At 42.6% G+C, this 16,972-nt stretch carries 8 protein-coding genes, 2 tRNA genes and 3 rRNA genes; 10 read left to right on the top strand and 3 right to left on the bottom strand.

Translation table 11 applies throughout. From position 1 onward, the window contains the following. Window positions 1–99: 99 nt before the first annotated feature. Window positions 100–1,332, bottom strand: a complete 1,233-nt coding sequence (gene ccmI / locus HQQ94_RS02500) for a c-type cytochrome biogenesis protein CcmI (RefSeq protein WP_173292936.1) — start codon at window positions 1,330–1,332, stop codon at window positions 100–102. A 403-nt stretch (window positions 1,333–1,735) separates the two neighbouring features. Between ccmI and HQQ94_RS02505 the strand changes: the two genes are divergently transcribed. The 10 genes from HQQ94_RS02505 (at window position 1,736) to HQQ94_RS02550 (ending at window position 14,684) form a co-directional block, all read left to right on the top strand. Then, window positions 1,736–3,715: a heme lyase CcmF/NrfE family subunit gene (locus HQQ94_RS02505; protein ID WP_173292937.1), complete on the top strand. Its 1,980-nt coding sequence runs from the start codon at window positions 1,736–1,738 to the stop codon at window positions 3,713–3,715. Window positions 3,716–3,732: 17 nt separating this feature from the next. Further along, complete coding sequence (locus tag HQQ94_RS02510; RefSeq protein WP_173292938.1) at window positions 3,733–4,290, top strand: DsbE family thiol:disulfide interchange protein; 558 nt, start codon at window positions 3,733–3,735, stop codon at window positions 4,288–4,290. Further along, window positions 4,287–4,769 carry a cytochrome c-type biogenesis protein gene (locus HQQ94_RS02515; RefSeq protein WP_173292939.1) on the top strand — a complete coding sequence of 161 codons (483 nt, stop codon included), beginning with the start codon at window positions 4,287–4,289 and terminating at the stop codon, window positions 4,767–4,769. The genes HQQ94_RS02510 and HQQ94_RS02515 overlap by 4 nt, the downstream gene beginning before the upstream one ends. A 760-nt stretch (window positions 4,770–5,529) precedes the next feature. Next, window positions 5,530–7,073 (top strand): 16S ribosomal RNA (locus HQQ94_RS02520). Between the two features lie 139 nt (window positions 7,074–7,212). Next, window positions 7,213–7,289 (top strand) — tRNA-Ile (locus HQQ94_RS02525). Between the two features lie 137 nt (window positions 7,290–7,426). Further along, window positions 7,427–7,502, top strand: a tRNA-Ala gene (locus HQQ94_RS02530). A gap of 476 nt (window positions 7,503–7,978) precedes the next feature. After that, a 23S ribosomal RNA gene (locus HQQ94_RS02535) occupies window positions 7,979–10,900 on the top strand. A gap of 259 nt (window positions 10,901–11,159) precedes the next feature. Then, a 5S ribosomal RNA gene (gene rrf / locus HQQ94_RS02540) occupies window positions 11,160–11,275 on the top strand. The 16S, 23S and 5S rRNA genes sit together here with 2 tRNA genes alongside, the layout of an rRNA operon. A gap of 627 nt (window positions 11,276–11,902) precedes the next feature. After that, window positions 11,903–13,522, top strand: a complete 1,620-nt coding sequence (locus HQQ94_RS02545) for a methyl-accepting chemotaxis protein (protein WP_173292940.1) — start codon at window positions 11,903–11,905, stop codon at window positions 13,520–13,522. 43 nt (window positions 13,523–13,565) lie between these two features. Continuing rightward, window positions 13,566–14,684, top strand: coding sequence for a porin (locus HQQ94_RS02550; protein ID WP_173292941.1), 1,119 nt, complete (start codon window positions 13,566–13,568; stop codon window positions 14,682–14,684). 191 nt (window positions 14,685–14,875) lie between these two features. Here the strand turns inward: HQQ94_RS02550 and gorA are convergent, their stop codons facing one another. Further along, a complete protein-coding gene (gorA, locus tag HQQ94_RS02555; protein ID WP_173292942.1) occupies window positions 14,876–16,231 on the bottom strand; it encodes a glutathione-disulfide reductase in 1,356 nt (451 codons plus the stop codon). Window positions 16,232–16,376: 145 nt separating this feature from the next. Further along, window positions 16,377–16,916 carry a hypothetical protein gene (locus HQQ94_RS02560; protein ID WP_254303981.1) on the bottom strand — a complete coding sequence of 180 codons (540 nt, stop codon included), beginning with the start codon at window positions 16,914–16,916 and terminating at the stop codon, window positions 16,377–16,379. Between the last annotated feature and the right edge of the window lie 56 nt (window positions 16,917–16,972).

Raw genomic sequence — 16,972 nt, forward strand, 5'->3', positions numbered from 1 at the left:
GGCTTTTTTATGCCTGTATGTTGAGTTTGTAACAACATTCATAGGTAAGCGTGGTGGAAAAAGCCGACACTGAGTCGGCTTCTTAACGTAGTGGGTAGATTATTGAACTTGTGTATCTAACACCAGTTTTGCGTTTGAACCGACTGGCATCGTTTTTAAGCGACCTCTAATATCACCTGGTTGAGGTTTTACTGAACCATGCTTGGACAATACCGCGATAATTTCGACATTACTTACATCGCTAAGCTTTATAGCATCGCTCATACTAGTACTATTATCTAAGGTGATTGTTGCCGGTAAGGATTTTGCTGAGATCTTGGTTGCAGCTAAAGGTAGTTTTTGACCTTCAGTATTACGAGCAAAAATAAATAGCGTATCGTTTTCATCGACCTTATTTTGAAGCTCCGGTGAAATAGAGACCTCTACAGTAACGCTTTTAACGGTATTAATCTTATCATTAGGCATTACACCTGTTTTTGCTTTGATTCTCATTTTAGCGGTATCAATGGCGTTGATAATGGCACTGCGATCAACATCTTCTCGTTTACTATCAAGTATAATTTGCCATGCGTCGATGGATTTTTGATAATTATTGGTAAAATATGAATTCATGCCGACTAATAATAGTGTGGATGGATCTTCAGGATCGAGCGAGAGTGACGTGTCGATTATCGCTTGAATTTCTGGTGTCATCTGTTGATTCGCTTTGTAGTACATAGCCGTTGCTTTGGGCCCAAGTAATTCTGCATGGCTTCCTACTAACTCTATTGCTTTATTAAATGTCTTAATGGCATCATCATAACGGTTAGCTGAGATATAACGATGGCCTAGACTGAAAAGAAGCTGACTGTTTTCTGGTTCTAATTCAATTTGGGCTTCCATCATTTTGAGGCGTTGTTGCATGATTTGCTCAGCGGTCATACTTGGATGAATGCTTACTTGTTCTGCTTGGTTTACGTTAGCGTAGGCACCTAAATTAATATAAAAATATCCACTAATGCTCAATATGGCAAGTGACATCACGCCTGGCCATAACAATCCTTTAGGTGTTATTTTAATGACTAAAGACTCATCGGCGCATTGTTGAGTATCTTGAAGCAAACTAATTTCTAATTCTTTCTTTAGTGCATTAAATTCAATTTGGTCAATCTGCTCATCGGTCCGTTCTTTTTCTAATGTAGCAAGGCGGTTTTGAAACAGTTCAAGGTTAGTTTTTTTCCGAAAATCAGCTTCTTCTGTTTGCAGCATTTGTTGTTGCCGAAAGTGAGGAAACCAAATCAGTACTAAGCTGACTAATAAGAAAAGCGCAATAAAAATCCATAGAGTGGTCATTATTTCTTTTTCACATTCGTTAGAAAAAAGCGGAGATGCCGCTGGGATAAGAATAGGATTATACGTAAAGATTATGCATTGAACAGTAATATAAGGACTTATCTCGTCTCAGAAGTCATAGTTGAGCACTGGTTCACAGTTCGTTTCTATTTCTAAAAAAGAGTTAGAATGTAACTCTTAAGCGAGGGTTTGAGTGTTAATGTAAGCTGTTTTTATAATGGGACAACAAATCCTTGTTGGTGAAGAATGAGACTAGTCGCCCATAATTGTTCGAAATAAGCAGACAGATACAGTCGCAAATACTAAAATGACTCAAAATTTGTACCTTGAGCCGTGTAAGTCGTAAACTCATATGCATTGAACTAGCATTTATTCAATCCACTAATAGGACTGAGGAAACCCCATGATCCCTGAATTAGGACACCTGTCGCTTATCATAGGTTTGGCATTTGCCTTTCTGTTGGCTAGCATTCCTTTAATTGGTGTTGCACGTAAAGATCCATACTTAGTGCGTTATGCTTGGCCATTAAGTTATGGGATGTTTTTCTTTATTCTCTTATCGATTACAGTTCTTGGTTATAGCTTTGTTATTGATGACTTTTCAGTTGCTTACGTTGCTAATCACTCAAATTCGCAGTTACCTACATTTTTTAAAATCGCTGCCGTATGGGGGGGGCATGAAGGCTCGTTACTGTTTTGGGTGTTTGCCTTATCAGTTTGGACCGTAGCAGTAGCTTCATTAAGTAAAAATATAGAAGAAGTTTTCATTGCTAGAGTGTTATCAGTACTCGCCTTCATCGTTGTTGGTTTCACATTTTTTATGCTCTTAACGTCAAACCCATTTGAGCGTTTATTTCCGATACCAATGGAAGGTCGAGATCTCAATCCAATGTTGCAAGATGTTGGCCTTATTTTCCATCCGCCTATGCTTTATTTAGGGTATGTTGGCTTCTCCGTCAGTTTTGCCTTTGCTATTTCGGCACTGATGGGAGGTCGTCTTGATGCGGCTTGGGCTCGTTGGAGTCGTCCTTGGGTTTTGGCTGCTTGGATATTTCTTACTGGTGGTATCTCGCTAGGTTCTTGGTGGGCTTATTATGAATTAGGTTGGGGCGGTTGGTGGTTTTGGGATCCAGTCGAAAATGCGTCATTTATGCCTTGGTTAGTTGGTACAGCACTATTGCATTCAGTCATTGTTACTGAGAAGCGTGCAGCTTTTCGTAACTGGACAGTATTACTTTCGATTTTTGCCTTTTCATTGAGTTTGCTTGGGACCTTTATCGTCCGTTCTGGCGTACTGACGTCAGTGCATTCATTCGCATCAGATCCAAGTCGTGGAATATTTATTCTGTTACTGTTGGGGCTAACCGTTGGCGGATCGCTGGCTTTGTTTGCATTTCGGGCAAGTGACATGAAGAGTCCTGCGCGTTTTGAATTGAAGTCTAGAGAATCCATGCTGTTAATTTGTAATATATTATTGACCGTTGCTTGTGCCACAGTGCTTCTCGGTACACTTTATCCCTTACTTATTGATGCACTTAACATGGGTAAGATTTCTGTAGGTCCACCGTACTTTAATACTGTATTTGTACCTATCGTGTTGGTGTTATTTGCGTTTATGGGTATAGGCCCTAATATACGTTGGAAAAAATCTAAACCGGGTATTTTAAAAGCGAAACTGCTTGTCCCTGCAATAATTGCGATTCTAGTTGGCACCGCCACACCATTTTTTGCTGATGGTCAGTTTAATCTGTGGGTCATGTTAGGTATCACAGCAGCAGCATGGATCGTATTGGCTACAGTGCGTGCAGGTTATGACATGATGAAAGCCAAAGATGGTTCTTTGAGTTTAATCAGCCTTAACAGAAGTCAGTTAGGTATGATCATTGCTCATTTAGGTATTGCCGTTTCTGTTGTCGGCGCAACGATTGTTTCTAACTATTCTATTGAAAAAAGCGTTCGCATGGGCCCAGGTATTACGCAAGAATTAGCCGGGTATAGCTTTAAGTATTTGGAAACACAAAAAGTTGATGGGCCTAATTATTCAGCTAAGCAAGGGTTAATTGAAGTGACTAAAGAAGGCCAATTAGTTACCTTATTAAAGCCTGATAGACGTCAATATAATGTTCAAACGATGGGAATGACAGAAGCGGGAATAGATTGGGGCGTATTCAGAGATTTATATGTCACTATGGGGGATCCCATTAACGCAACTGAATTTGCAGTACGTTTGAATTATAAGCCTTTTGTTCGTTGGTTATGGTTTGGTAGCATCTTTATGATGGTGGGTGGGTTCTTTGCTGCATCCGATAAGCGTTATCGCACAAAAAAAGTAATCGTATCACTAGGGCCTGATGTAAAGAAAGTAACATTAGTGACCACTTAACTGAATTGGGGGCAAATATGAAAAAGAGACTAGTGCTGTTTATTCCATTAGTACTATTTTTGGTGATGGGAATACTCCTTTATAAAGGTCTGTTCCTTAATCCACAACAGCTAGATTCCGCACTAGAAGGTAAGCTTGTTCCTGCTTTTCAATTGGAAAGTTTAGAGAACCCAAGTGAAGTGATTACTAACGAAAGTTTGCAAGGTAAGGTTTCGCTATTTAATGTATGGGCGACATGGTGCCCATCATGTAAATATGAACATCCTTATCTGATTCGGTTTGCGCGTCAGAACATTCTGCCTATTTACGGTATTAATTATCGTGATGAACGAGAAATGGCACTTCTTGAGTTAAGGCGTAAAGGTGATCCGTATACTAAAAATATTTTTGATCATGATGGACGATTAGGCCTCGATTTAGGTGTCTATGGTGCTCCAGAAAGCTTCTTAGTTGATCATAATGGCATTGTTCGATACCGTTTTGCAGGTCCTATTGACCAAAGAGCTTGGAGTGAGATCTTGTTACCTATGATTAAAGAGCTTCAGGCAGTAGCGAAGTTAGAGGGGGCTTCATGATTAGCTATTGGTTTCGAATTTTCACTGCTATTGCGTTATCACTCATTATGTTATCAGGTGCATTTGCTACTCCTGTAGATACATATGAATTTAAGTCGGTAGATAATCAGCAGCGAGCTTTAGCACTAGCACATTCTTTACGTTGTCCTCAATGTCAGAATCAGAACTTGGTAGACTCTAACTCTTTAGTTGCTCAAGATTTACGTCTTGAGTTATATCAAATGATTGATGCTGGTAAAAACGATGATGAAGTCATTGAGTTTATGACGAGCCGGTATGGAGAGTTTGTTCTTTATAAACCAAGGATGGAGACTAAAACCTATGCACTATGGTTAGGGCCAATAGTTTTGTTAATGACGGGCTTATTGATTGGTTTTTTCTTTATACGTAAACAAGCCATTACAGAGCTCGACGAGCAAGCTATTAGCGCAGAAGAGCAAAAAGAGTTAGATAAGTTACTCGAACGAGATGCGAAATAGAATCTGTTACTTGTGGCTAATGTTTTACAGTGTGTAATTAGGCTTGTTTAATCATACATTTTTTTGAATCATGGATGCTGTGGTTAATTGACCGGAAACTAAGCTTGTTTTTGGGACAATGAACAGAGTTTAGTTGCTTAAATAGTCATGTTGTTTGATTATTCCCCATGAAAACTATTAATTGATATTTTTATAAAAAAGCGCTTGTACTCTGCGGTGATATCCCTATAATGCGCAACCACTGACACGGCACAGTAGGCCAACGAGATAGCGTAAACGCTAAGGAGTAAGTGACTTGCAGCAGTGTTAGAGATTGAGATTTCAATAGAAAGCTTAGTAGGGTGAAAAGCAGTTTAAGTGGTTCATTGATGTAGCCTAACACGAAAGTGTACAAGAAAACGTCAATTGAAAATCTTCTTAAAATAAGCGCTTGACGCAAACGATGGAGAGTGTAGAATACGCCTCCTCAAGCCAACGACCTAGCGTCTAACGGCAGTATCTGAAAGATTGGTACTAACGCTCTTTAACAATTTATCAAGTAATCTGTGTGGACACTCACAGGTATTGAGTTATTCGAAACTGCCTCTTTTTTCTAGTAAAAGTGAGGCAGTCAAAAAATTTCTCAATGAATGAGTGTTCATAGATTCGAACCTAGTTTGAATCAATATGTACAATCGTTGTTAATGCTCTTATGAGTGTTGTCAATGACATCAGAATTCATTGAGCCGCTGAGTCCTTAACGGGGTTTAGCAAAAAACTTTAATTGAAGAGTTTGATCATGGCTCAGATTGAACGCTGGCGGCAGGCCTAACACATGCAAGTCGAGCGGAAACGAAGATAGCTTGCTATCAGGCGTCGAGCGGCGGACGGGTGAGTAATGCCTAGATATCTGCCTAGTCGTGGGGGATAACAGTTGGAAACGACTGCTAATACCGCATACGCCCTACGGGGGAAAGGAGGGGACCTTCGGGCCTTCCGCGATTAGATGAGTCTAGGTGGGATTAGCTAGTAGGTGAGGTAATGGCTCACCTAGGCGACGATCCCTAGCTGGTCTGAGAGGATGATCAGCCACACTGGGACTGAGACACGGCCCAGACTCCTACGGGAGGCAGCAGTGGGGAATATTGCACAATGGGCGAAAGCCTGATGCAGCCATGCCGCGTGTGTGAAGAAGGCCTTCGGGTTGTAAAGCACTTTCAGCGAGGAGGAAAGGTTGGTCGTTAATAGCGGCTAGCTGTGACGTTACTCGCAGAAGAAGCACCGGCTAACTTCGTGCCAGCAGCCGCGGTAATACGAGGGGTGCAAGCGTTAATCGGAATTACTGGGCGTAAAGCGTACGCAGGCGGTTTTTTAAGCCAGATGTGAAAGCCCCGGGCTCAACCTGGGAATTGCATTTGGAACTGGGGGAACTAGAGTCTTGTAGAGGGGGGTAGAATTTCAGGTGTAGCGGTGAAATGCGTAGAGATCTGAAGGAATACCGGTGGCGAAGGCGGCCCCCTGGACAAAGACTGACGCTCATGTACGAAAGCGTGGGGAGCAAACAGGATTAGATACCCTGGTAGTCCACGCCGTAAACGATGTCTACTCGGAATTTGGTAACTTAGTTACTGGGTTCCCAAGCTAACGCATTAAGTAGACCGCCTGGGGAGTACGGCCGCAAGGTTAAAACTCAAATGAATTGACGGGGGCCCGCACAAGCGGTGGAGCATGTGGTTTAATTCGATGCAACGCGAAGAACCTTACCTACTCTTGACATCCTCAGAACTTACCAGAGATGGTTTGGTGCCTTCGGGAACTGAGAGACAGGTGCTGCATGGCTGTCGTCAGCTCGTGTTGTGAAATGTTGGGTTAAGTCCCGCAACGAGCGCAACCCTTATCCTTATTTGCCAGCGGGTCATGCCGGGAACTTTAGGGAGACTGCCGGTGATAAACCGGAGGAAGGTGGGGACGACGTCAAGTCATCATGGCCCTTACGAGTAGGGCTACACACGTGCTACAATGGTCGGTACAGAGGGTTGCAAAGCCGCGAGGTGGAGCTAATCTCACAAAGCCGGTCGTAGTCCGGATTGGAGTCTGCAACTCGACTCCATGAAGTCGGAATCGCTAGTAATCGTGGATCAGAATGCCACGGTGAATACGTTCCCGGGCCTTGTACACACCGCCCGTCACACCATGGGAGTGGGCTGCACCAGAAGTAGATAGCTTAACCTTTCGGGGAGGGCGTTTACCACGGTGTGGTTCATGACTGGGGTGAAGTCGTAACAAGGTAGCCCTAGGGGAACCTGGGGCTGGATCACCTCCTTACCTATACGACTAACTCAATATTTGCTGAGTGTTCACACAGATTACTTGATAGAAGAAAGAGCAAAAAATATACGTGTCTATTTAGACGACGTACTCTTGTTTAAAGCAGTAAGCTATTAATAAGAATGCAAGTATAAATGGGTCTGTAGCTCAGCTGGTTAGAGCGCACCCCTGATAAGGGTGAGGTCGGTGGTTCAAGTCCACTCTGACCCACCAAAATCTCTCCTTTCATACGTTGGGAAGTGACTCGTTTAAGAAAGCTAAACGTCGTCACTGTTGGCATTGTTAAGAAGCGATTTGGTAATAACTTAGTAATAAGTAAACGTATATATTTTGTTTGACTGCATGTAAATGGGGCTATAGCTCAGCTGGGAGAGCGCCTGCCTTGCACGCAGGAGGTCTGCGGTTCGATCCCGCATAGCTCCACCATTTAATTATATTTTAATACAATATATACATGCATTGGATAGAGATGCCAAAGATAAACTAATACTTTATCTTTGGCTTTTTTAAGCCCGCTCTTTAAAAATTTGGAAAGCTGATAGTGTTAATGTGAAAGGGACAGTGAATGGCTTATGTTATAGGTTGTTTGTTGTTAATAGCATTAATGCGAAAATAAATAATTGAGTTCTCAAACACTTAAATCAAGTGCGGAATAATTTACCTTAGGGTGATGAGTTCAAGAGTATTCTTTTGGCGAAAGTAAACACCATTAGTTGCGATACATCTCGTTCAAACTACCCGTTTGAACAATAGATAATATTAGCGCAGCGAGTTTGGTCTTAGGCAAGGCGCGAAAGTGAGCGAGAAAGGCATGTAGCAGCGCTACATAACTGACAAGCGAACTTAAGTAACGCCGCATAAGGGCAAAGTAGCAAGCGAATAAAAACCTATGTGGGTTGTATGGTTAAGTGACTAAGCGTATACGGTGGATGCCTTGGCAGTCAGAGGCGATGAAGGACGTAGTAACTTGCGAAAAGCGTTGGCGAGCTAGTAACAAGCATTTGAGCTAACGATATCCGAATGGGGAAACCCACATGCATAAGCATGTATCACGACATGAATACATAGTGTCGTGAGGCGAACCCGGGGAACTGAAACATCTAAGTACCCGGAGGAAAAGAAATCAACCGAGATCCCCCTAGTAGCGGCGAGCGAACGGGGGTTAGCCCTTAAGTCTATGGGGTGTTAGTGGAATGTGTTGGAAAGCACAGCGGCACAGGGTGATAGCCCCGTACATGAAAACTAACCATAGATGAAAACGAGTAGGACGGGACACGTGACATCTTGTCTGAACATGGGGGGACCATCCTCCAAGGCTAAATACTCCTGACTGACCGATAGTGAACCAGTACCGTGAGGGAAAGGCGAAAAGAACCCCTGTGAGGGGAGTGAAATAGAACCTGAAACCGTATACGTACAAGCAGTGGGAGCGGTTCAACTCTTTATGGGTAAGAAACCGTGACTGCGTACCTTTTGTATAATGGGTCAGCGACTTACATTTTGTAGCGAGGTTAAGCGAATAGCGGAGCCGTAGGGAAACCGAGTGTTAACTGCGCGTTTAGTTGCAAGGTGTAGACCCGAAACCCGGTGATCTATCCATGGGCAGGTTGAAGATTGAGTAACATCAATTGGAGGACCGAACCGACTTATGTTGAAAAATGAGCGGATGACTTGTGGATGGGGGTGAAAGGCCAATCAAACCGGGAGATATCTGGTTCTCCTCGAAAGCTATTTAGGTAGCGCCTCGAGCGAATACCATTGGGGGGGTAGAGCACTGTTAAGGCTAGGGGGGTCATCCCGACTTACCAACCCTTTGCAAACTCCGAATACCAATGAGTACTACTCGGGAGACACACGGCGGGTGCTAACGTCCGTCGTGAAAAGGGAAACAACCCAGACCGTCAGCTAAGGTCCCAAAGTTATTGCTAAGTGGGAAACGATGTGGGAAGGCTTAGACAGCTAGGATGTTGGCTTAGAAGCAGCCATCATTTAAAGAAAGCGTAATAGCTCACTAGTCGAGTCGGCCTGCGCGGAAGATTTAACGGGGCTAAGCAATACACCGAAGCTACGGGTGTGCATCTTTGATGTACGCGGTAGAGGAGCGTTCTGTAAGCCGTAGAAGGTGAAGGGGTAACCCACGCTGGAGGTATCAGAAGTGCGAATGCTGACATGAGTAACGATAAAGGGAGTGAAAAACTCCCTCGCCGAAAGACCAAGGGTTCCTGTCCAATGTTAATCAGGGCAGGGTGAGTCGACCCCTAAGGCGAGGCCGAAAGGCGTAGTCGATGGGAAACGGGTTAATATTCCCGTACTTCTGCTAACTGCGATGGAGAGACGGAGAAGGCTAGGCTAGCGCGGCGTTGGTTGTCCGCGTTTAAGGTAGTAGGCAGTATTCTTAGGCAAATCCGGGAATACGCATTAAATTGCGATGCTGAGAGCTGATGACGAGTCACTAAGGTGATGAAGTAGTTGATGCCATGCTTCCAGGAAAATCTTCTAAGCTTCAGGTTAGTAGGAATCGTACCCCAAACCGACACAGGTGGTTGGGTAGAGAATACCAAGGCGCTTGAGAGAACTCGGCTGAAGGAACTAGGCAAAATGGTACCGTAACTTCGGGAGAAGGTACGCTCCTGTTGGTGATAAGACTTGCTCTTTAAGCTGACGGGAGTCGCAGATACCAGGTGGCTGCAACTGTTTATCAAAAACACAGTACTGTGCAAACTCGCAAGAGGAAGTATACGGTATGACGCCTGCCCGGTGCCGGAAGGTTAATTGATTGGGTTATCTTCGGAGAAGCTCATGATCGAAGCCCCGGTAAACGGCGGCCGTAACTATAACGGTCCTAAGGTAGCGAAATTCCTTGTCGGGTAAGTTCCGACCTGCACGAATGGCGTAATGATGGCCACGCTGTCTCCAGCCGAGACTCAGTGAAGTTGAAATTGCGGTGAAGATGCCGTATACCCGCGGCTAGACGGAAAGACCCCGTGCACCTTTACTATAGCTTGGCACTGAACATTGAACCTACATGTGTAGGATAGGTGGGAGACTATGAAGTTGGGACGCTAGTTCTGATGGAGTCAACCTTGAAATACCACCCTTGTAGTTTTGATGTTCTAACTCTGGCCCCCTGAATCGGGGTCGAGGACAGTGTCTGGTGGGTAGTTTGACTGGGGCGGTCTCCTCCCAAAGAGTAACGGAGGAGCACGAAGGTTGGCTAAGTACGGTCGGACATCGTACGGTTAGTGCAATGGCATAAGCCAGCTTAACTGCGAGACATACACGTCGAGCAGGTACGAAAGTAGGTCATAGTGATCCGGTGGTTCTGAATGGAAGGGCCATCGCTCAACGGATAAAAGGTACGCCGGGGATAACAGGCTGATACCGCCCAAGAGTTCATATCGACGGCGGTGTTTGGCACCTCGATGTCGGCTCATCACATCCTGGGGCTGAAGTCGGTCCCAAGGGTATGGCTGTTCGCCATTTAAAGTGGTACGCGAGCTGGGTTCAGAACGTCGTGAGACAGTTCGGTCCCTATCTGCCGTGGGCGTTGGATGATTGAAGGAAGCTGCTCCTAGTACGAGAGGACCGGAGTGGACGAACCGCTGGTGTTCGGGTTGTTATGCCAATAGCATTGCCCGGTAGCTACGTTCGGAATCGATAACCGCTGAAAGCATCTAAGCGGGAAGCGAGTCCTAAGATGAGTCATCCCTAGGGATTTAATCCCTTTAAAGAGCCGTTCGAGACTAGGACGTTGATAGGCAGGGTGTGTAAGCGTTGTGAGGCGTTGAGCTAACCTGTACTAATGACTCGTAAGGCTTAACCATACAACCCAGATGGGTTTTACTTCTAAGAAGTTTGTGGTTAATGAGTGATTACAGAGCGAAAAAGAATACCAATTTGATTTAAGTTACACTCAATTATATTTATTTAACAGCTTTTCGAATTTAGTTATTTGGTTAATTACGCAGGAAATTGTTTGGCTGACAAAGCCGTAACGAGTGAAGCGCGGCGTGTACTTTAGTACACAAGCACTGGAGCGAGGAAACAATGCCGTGAGACGAATAATTAACCAGTAAGAATTTGTCTGGAAACCATAGCATTGTGGCACCACCTGATCCCATCCCGAACTCAGAAGTGAAACGCAATCGCGCCGATGGTAGTGTGGGGTCTCCCCATGTGAGAGTAGGTCATTTCCAGGCGCCTATTTAAGTAGAGAAGCCACCTTATTAAGGTGGCTTTTTTGCGTTTGGACTGTTAATAGTTTGACACTTCATTTGGCGTATCTAATGTTATTCTAGGCAGGTGGCTTATCCACTTAAGCACGTACGTGCAATGCCTACCTCGATGTCAACCCGCCGCTAAGCGGGCTCCCCAGTACAGTGACGGTGCCGACTCTCGTTACAAAGCAGCTGAATGCGATGCATTCAAATCACTACTTCTTCACCCCCATGTGAGAGTAGGTCATTTCCAGGCGCCTAATTCGTTTTCACTTTTACTTTTTGTTAGAGTAAAGTAGTGAAAATAAAATTCTCTTAACGAGAACGAAAAAAGCCTGTTGCTAACGAAACGGGATTTTTTCTTTTTAAATGCTGCAAAACACTCACTCGTCTGTCAATGCAGGTTTGATCGCTTTAGCATATTTCGTCATGTTAGATGGGACTTTCCATTTTGAAAATGCGAGAGCGTTAGTCAGTGCATCTCATTTGAATACGCTGTTTATTATGAATTAATATGTTTATCTTTTAAGTACTAACTTGTTAAATTAAAATTTACATCTATGCTTTTTATACTCGTTATCTCACTTTAACTATTGTTAGAGAATGCATATGGACTTTTTTAGAGAGTTATCTATACGTTTTAAAATTTTACTGATCCCCATTGTTGGTGCTGCTGGGTTTTGTTTTTATCTAGGGATCAGCATGTCGTCAATGTCTAATATTGTTTCTTCCTTAGATAATGCATATCGAATCGAATATCAGCTATTACAAACATCAGAATATAGCTTGGTTCGATTAGATAAAATAAGTGTGACTCTCGGTAATTCAGTCACATTATCTGAAGTTGAGTTGTTGGAGGTAGCGAATAATTATGCTGATGAAATACGGACTAAAATACAGGTAAATATTAATACAGACAAAAATAATGCTGTATTTTTACAATCGTTAATTACAGATTTTGATGAGTATTATCATGAAGCTTACGGTCTATCAAAAGATATGGTTGATGGGACTGCTGATTTTTCTAAAATTGGTCAACGTAGTAAAGACATGTCTGTTAAGTTGCTGGCTTTGCAGAGTAAACTTAGTAAGTTTCAAAGCGAACGTTCAGATTCATTTAATTATGCATTTGAATCGGTTAGCGAGCAAGCTGAATCAACGTCTATGATTGGTGTTATTGTTGGAAGTATCACGATTGTACTTTTATTTGCTGTGTCTGTTCCTATTGCTAGCGCGATTCGTTCGAATTTAAAAGGGATCATTGACTCAATGCAAAACATTGCACAAGAAAATGGTGATTTAACCGTTAGATTATCGACTAAGAGCAAAGATGAAATTGGTGATTTAGTTTTTTGGTTTAATAGTTTTATTGAAAAATTACAAGGAGTGATAAAAGACGTCGTTGATATTGCCAAACCATTAGCTGAAACCTCCAATTCGATTCAATCATTATCGAAGCAGACAATCGTTATTTTTGCTCGTCAATCAGACAGTATCGTACAATCTCGAGAATCTGTAGAAGAGATGAACCAAAGTGTTGCAAGTATTACAACCAATGCAGCTGAAGCTGCTTCATCAGCTAAAAATGCCAGTGTTGATGCTGATAAAGGTAAGCAAGTCGTTGAGCATACAGTAAAAGGGATCCGCGAATTATCAAAAAATGTGAATGAATCTGCTCAAACAATTATTCAATTACAAGAAGATACGAATAGGGTGAATGTTGTACTTGAAGTGATTAAAGGTATTGCAGAGCAAACAAACTTATTGGCTTTAAATGCTGCAATAGAGGCAGCAAGAGCCGGGGAGCAGGGAAGAGGTTTTGCTGTTGTTGCTGATGAAGTAAGAAACTTAGCATCAAGAACTCAGGAATCTACAGAAGAAATTAATCAAATGCTTGATCAGTTAAAAACAGCGGCCAGTAAAGCGGTGTCGATGATGGAAAATTCAAGATCCAGTGTAGAAATGAGCGTTGAAAGCGTTAATGAGGCTGGAGACAGTTTATTAGCGATAACAGAGGCAGTTCAAACAATCACTGAGATGAATGGTTCAATAGCGCTTGCAACAGAGCAGCAGCATCAAGTTTCCGGTTTAATAGTTGGCCATGTAGAAGAAATTCAGCATTGTGCTGATGAAGCATCCGAAGCATCTTCAACGATTGCTAATGTAAGTAATCAATTAGCGGAGTTAGCTGGTGAGTTAGAAAATGTGACTTGCCAGTTTAAAGTCTAAAATTAAATATCTAAAACTATTCAAACAAATAGGTGGATGAAAGATGAAAACTCTATGCAAGTCTATCGCACTCATCAGTATATTAATCAGTGGAGCTTCTCAAGCTGAAGTTGTCCTGAATGGCTTTGCTAATATCGTTGCAGGAATGACCAGTTCGAGTGATGAAGAGCTATATGATTTTGATGATTCGTTAGATTTTGAAACGGGTTCTTTACTTGCTATTCAAGCCAGTAGCGATTTAGGCAATGGGCTCGGTGTTACCGCGCAAATTATGTCAAGGGGGGTGGATAACTGGGAGGCAAACTTTGAATGGGCATTCGTGAGTTACGATGCTACTGATAATTTACGTTTTTTATTAGGTAAACAACGAGTGCCATTTTATATGTACTCAGATTATTTAGATGTTTCCTATGCTTATCCTTGGATCACGCCACCAGAAGGTGTGTATAGTGTTGCTTTTGATACATTTGAAGGCTTAGGTGCTATATATAGCGATGAATTTGTTGGTTTTGATACTACTATTCAAGTGATTTATGGCAGTAATACAGAAGATATTAGTCTTGGTGAGGGACCCGTTGAACCGGATTTTAAAGATTTAATGGGGTTGGCGGTTACTGTGAATAAAAACTGGCTCACATTACGTGCTGCATACCTTCAATCTGACATGAATGCGCCATTTTTTGACGGCTTAGCCAATGGCTGGAATTTAGCAGGTTTTCCTGATATTGCTGATAATATCGCGATAGAAAGTGATACTGGTAAATTTGTCGAATTTGGTTTTCAGCTTGATTTTGACAATTTTATTGCTGTTGGTGAATTTACTCGCTTAACCTTAGATGGGACGACTTTGGCAAATCAAGATTCTTACTTTATTCTGGGGGGGTATAAGATAAGCGATTTGCTTATTCATGTTACTTATGGCGCTGATGAAAATGAAAGAGACAATTTTGCCAGTAATGCTCCATCAATACCTGGTCTTAGCGTACCAACACAAGGTCTTATTGCCTCACAGCAGAGGGAAAGCAATTATACTACAGTGGGCGCTCGTTGGGATTTTCACCCTTCAGCTGCTTTAAAATTAGAATATACTGATTTTTCTGATGATACTAATAGCAGTCGAGACGCAGGATTGTTCAGAACAGCAATAGTCACAGTGTTTTAGTATTTTTTTGACAATGAAGATCAATGATAGGTAAACATGTTTAGCAGTAGGTAACGTACTATCAATAACTAAATACCATGTCGAATTAAAATTTTAACATGGTATTTTTGCTGCGAATGAACAGTCGTTATTATGTCGTGGGTTTACTCATGCATAATTTACTTTAAGATTTTTTATACGTTGTGATTCAACTATCTTAAAGTGACAAACTCTTCGGCCCCAGTGGGGTGGATGGCAACAACAGCATCGAACTGAGCTTTCGTTGCCCCCATCTTCATGGCCACACCAAAACCCTGTAGGATTTCATCCATGCCTAAGCCTATACCGTGGATACCGACAACTTTTTCTTCTGGCCCAGCACAAACTAACTTCATCTTACAAGCTTGTCGATGAGCGGTAACAGCAGTGTACATAGAGGTGAAGCTAGAGTTGTAGCACTTGACTTGCTCTGTGCCGTACTGTGCAATGGCTTCTGGCTCAGAAAGGCCCATAGTGCCGATTGCTGGATGACTAAAGACAACGGTGGGAATTAAGCTATAATCCATTTTTGCATCGTCCATTCCATTAAACAAGCGTTCAGCAAGAAGTCGGCCAGCTTTAACGGCAACCGGTGTTAGCTCGACGCCACCTTCGATGATATCACCAACAGAGTAAATACCAGAATTGGTCGTATTTTGTTGTTCATCGACAACAATATAGCCACGATCATTTCGTTTAACTTGGGTATTTTCTAATCCTATATTACCAGTAGAAGGCGTACGACCAATGGCCCAGATCACTGTATCAACTTCAGCTATTGTTTCGTTTTCTAGTGTAAGAGTGAGACTACCATCACTATTTTTAGTGACCGATTTTGGCGTGCTATTGGTATGAAGCGTCGGACCGTCAGTAGCCATTGATTCAATTAGCGCCTCGCTTAACATTGGATCAAAACTGCGTAATGGGGCATGCTTGCGTACGAATAGGTGGGTTTCACTACCAAGTGAATGCAATACACCTGCAAGTTCAACTGCAATATAACCCGCTCCAATAACGGCAACACGTTTAGGTTGTTCTCTGAGCGCAAAGAAGCCATCAGAGTCGATACCATACTCAGCACCTGGGATATTTGGGATGCTAGGTGCTCCGCCAGTAGCAATAAGAATATGATCTGCAGTATATTCTTGACCATCGACCTCTATTGTTCGCTCATTAACGAAGCGGCCATAACCTCTCACTAAGGTGACTTTATTGTTTTCTAAACCTCGATCATATGACCCATGTATTCTATCAATATAGGCTTCTCTGCTGGTGACTAATGTATTCCAATCAAACTTATTGATGGTGACATCGAAGCCATAATCTTTAGCATATAAATGTAAAGCTTCGGCTACTTGTGCGCCATACCACATTACCTTTTTAGGGACACAACCTACGTTAACGCAGGTTCCACCTAGGGCTTTAGCCTCGATGAGTAGTACTTTAGCACCGCGCATTGCCGCACGGTTTGCTGATGCGATACCACCGCTACCAGCGCCAAGACAGATATAGTCAAAATGTTGGGACATTATTATCTCCAGAAGAGGTTGTATGAAATTGACGGATCTTTAAGATTAAAGAGTATTGCAGATATTGTAGGGGGAAACGAAACAGCAAACCACTATATAAATACAAGACTCAAAAAAATGGGTGATTTCTAAGGTGCCATTTAGACTAACGTCGGTGCTGACATTTACTACGATCAGATTGGTTTGGTCCTTTTTTTCCACATTTCATACACTTCCACTCATTCTGTCTTATGGCTAATTCTTTATTGTGATGACTCTTGGAATGATCATTTAACAGTGATATTTTGCTTTCTAGCTGTGTCATTCGAGAGTTCAGCCAGCGACACCCAGGATCGTTGGCTACACTGTTGCGACGGGTAAATTGTTTATGTGTAAATGGCTTATTTCTTGGCTTCAAAATTGAAGTCTTTTTTTTGTGAGAGGGCTGAGGTATTTTTTTAGGTAATTTTAGAGAAGGCAGCTCTAATGCACTTTGCTGTTTAGATGGGAGCGATATCGGATTGCCTTGGCTATCAAGCACTACACCAAGTGGAAGCTGGTCTTGTGTTTTTGCATATAGGGATGTGGAACTGATCATCAAGATTATCAACAATAAACTTGCGGGGAATGGGGTGATGAAACCTAGCCTATACCGATAGGGGACGAATTGAATCGACATGATCCCTGAAGTGCTTAAGAGTGACATTCCTTGTTCCTCTGTGGTCTATTAATAATATAGCTTGATTAAATCTAGTTGAAATT

This window comes from Shewanella sp. VB17 (assembly GCF_013248905.1).
Classification (GTDB): domain Bacteria; phylum Pseudomonadota; class Gammaproteobacteria; order Enterobacterales; family Shewanellaceae; genus Shewanella.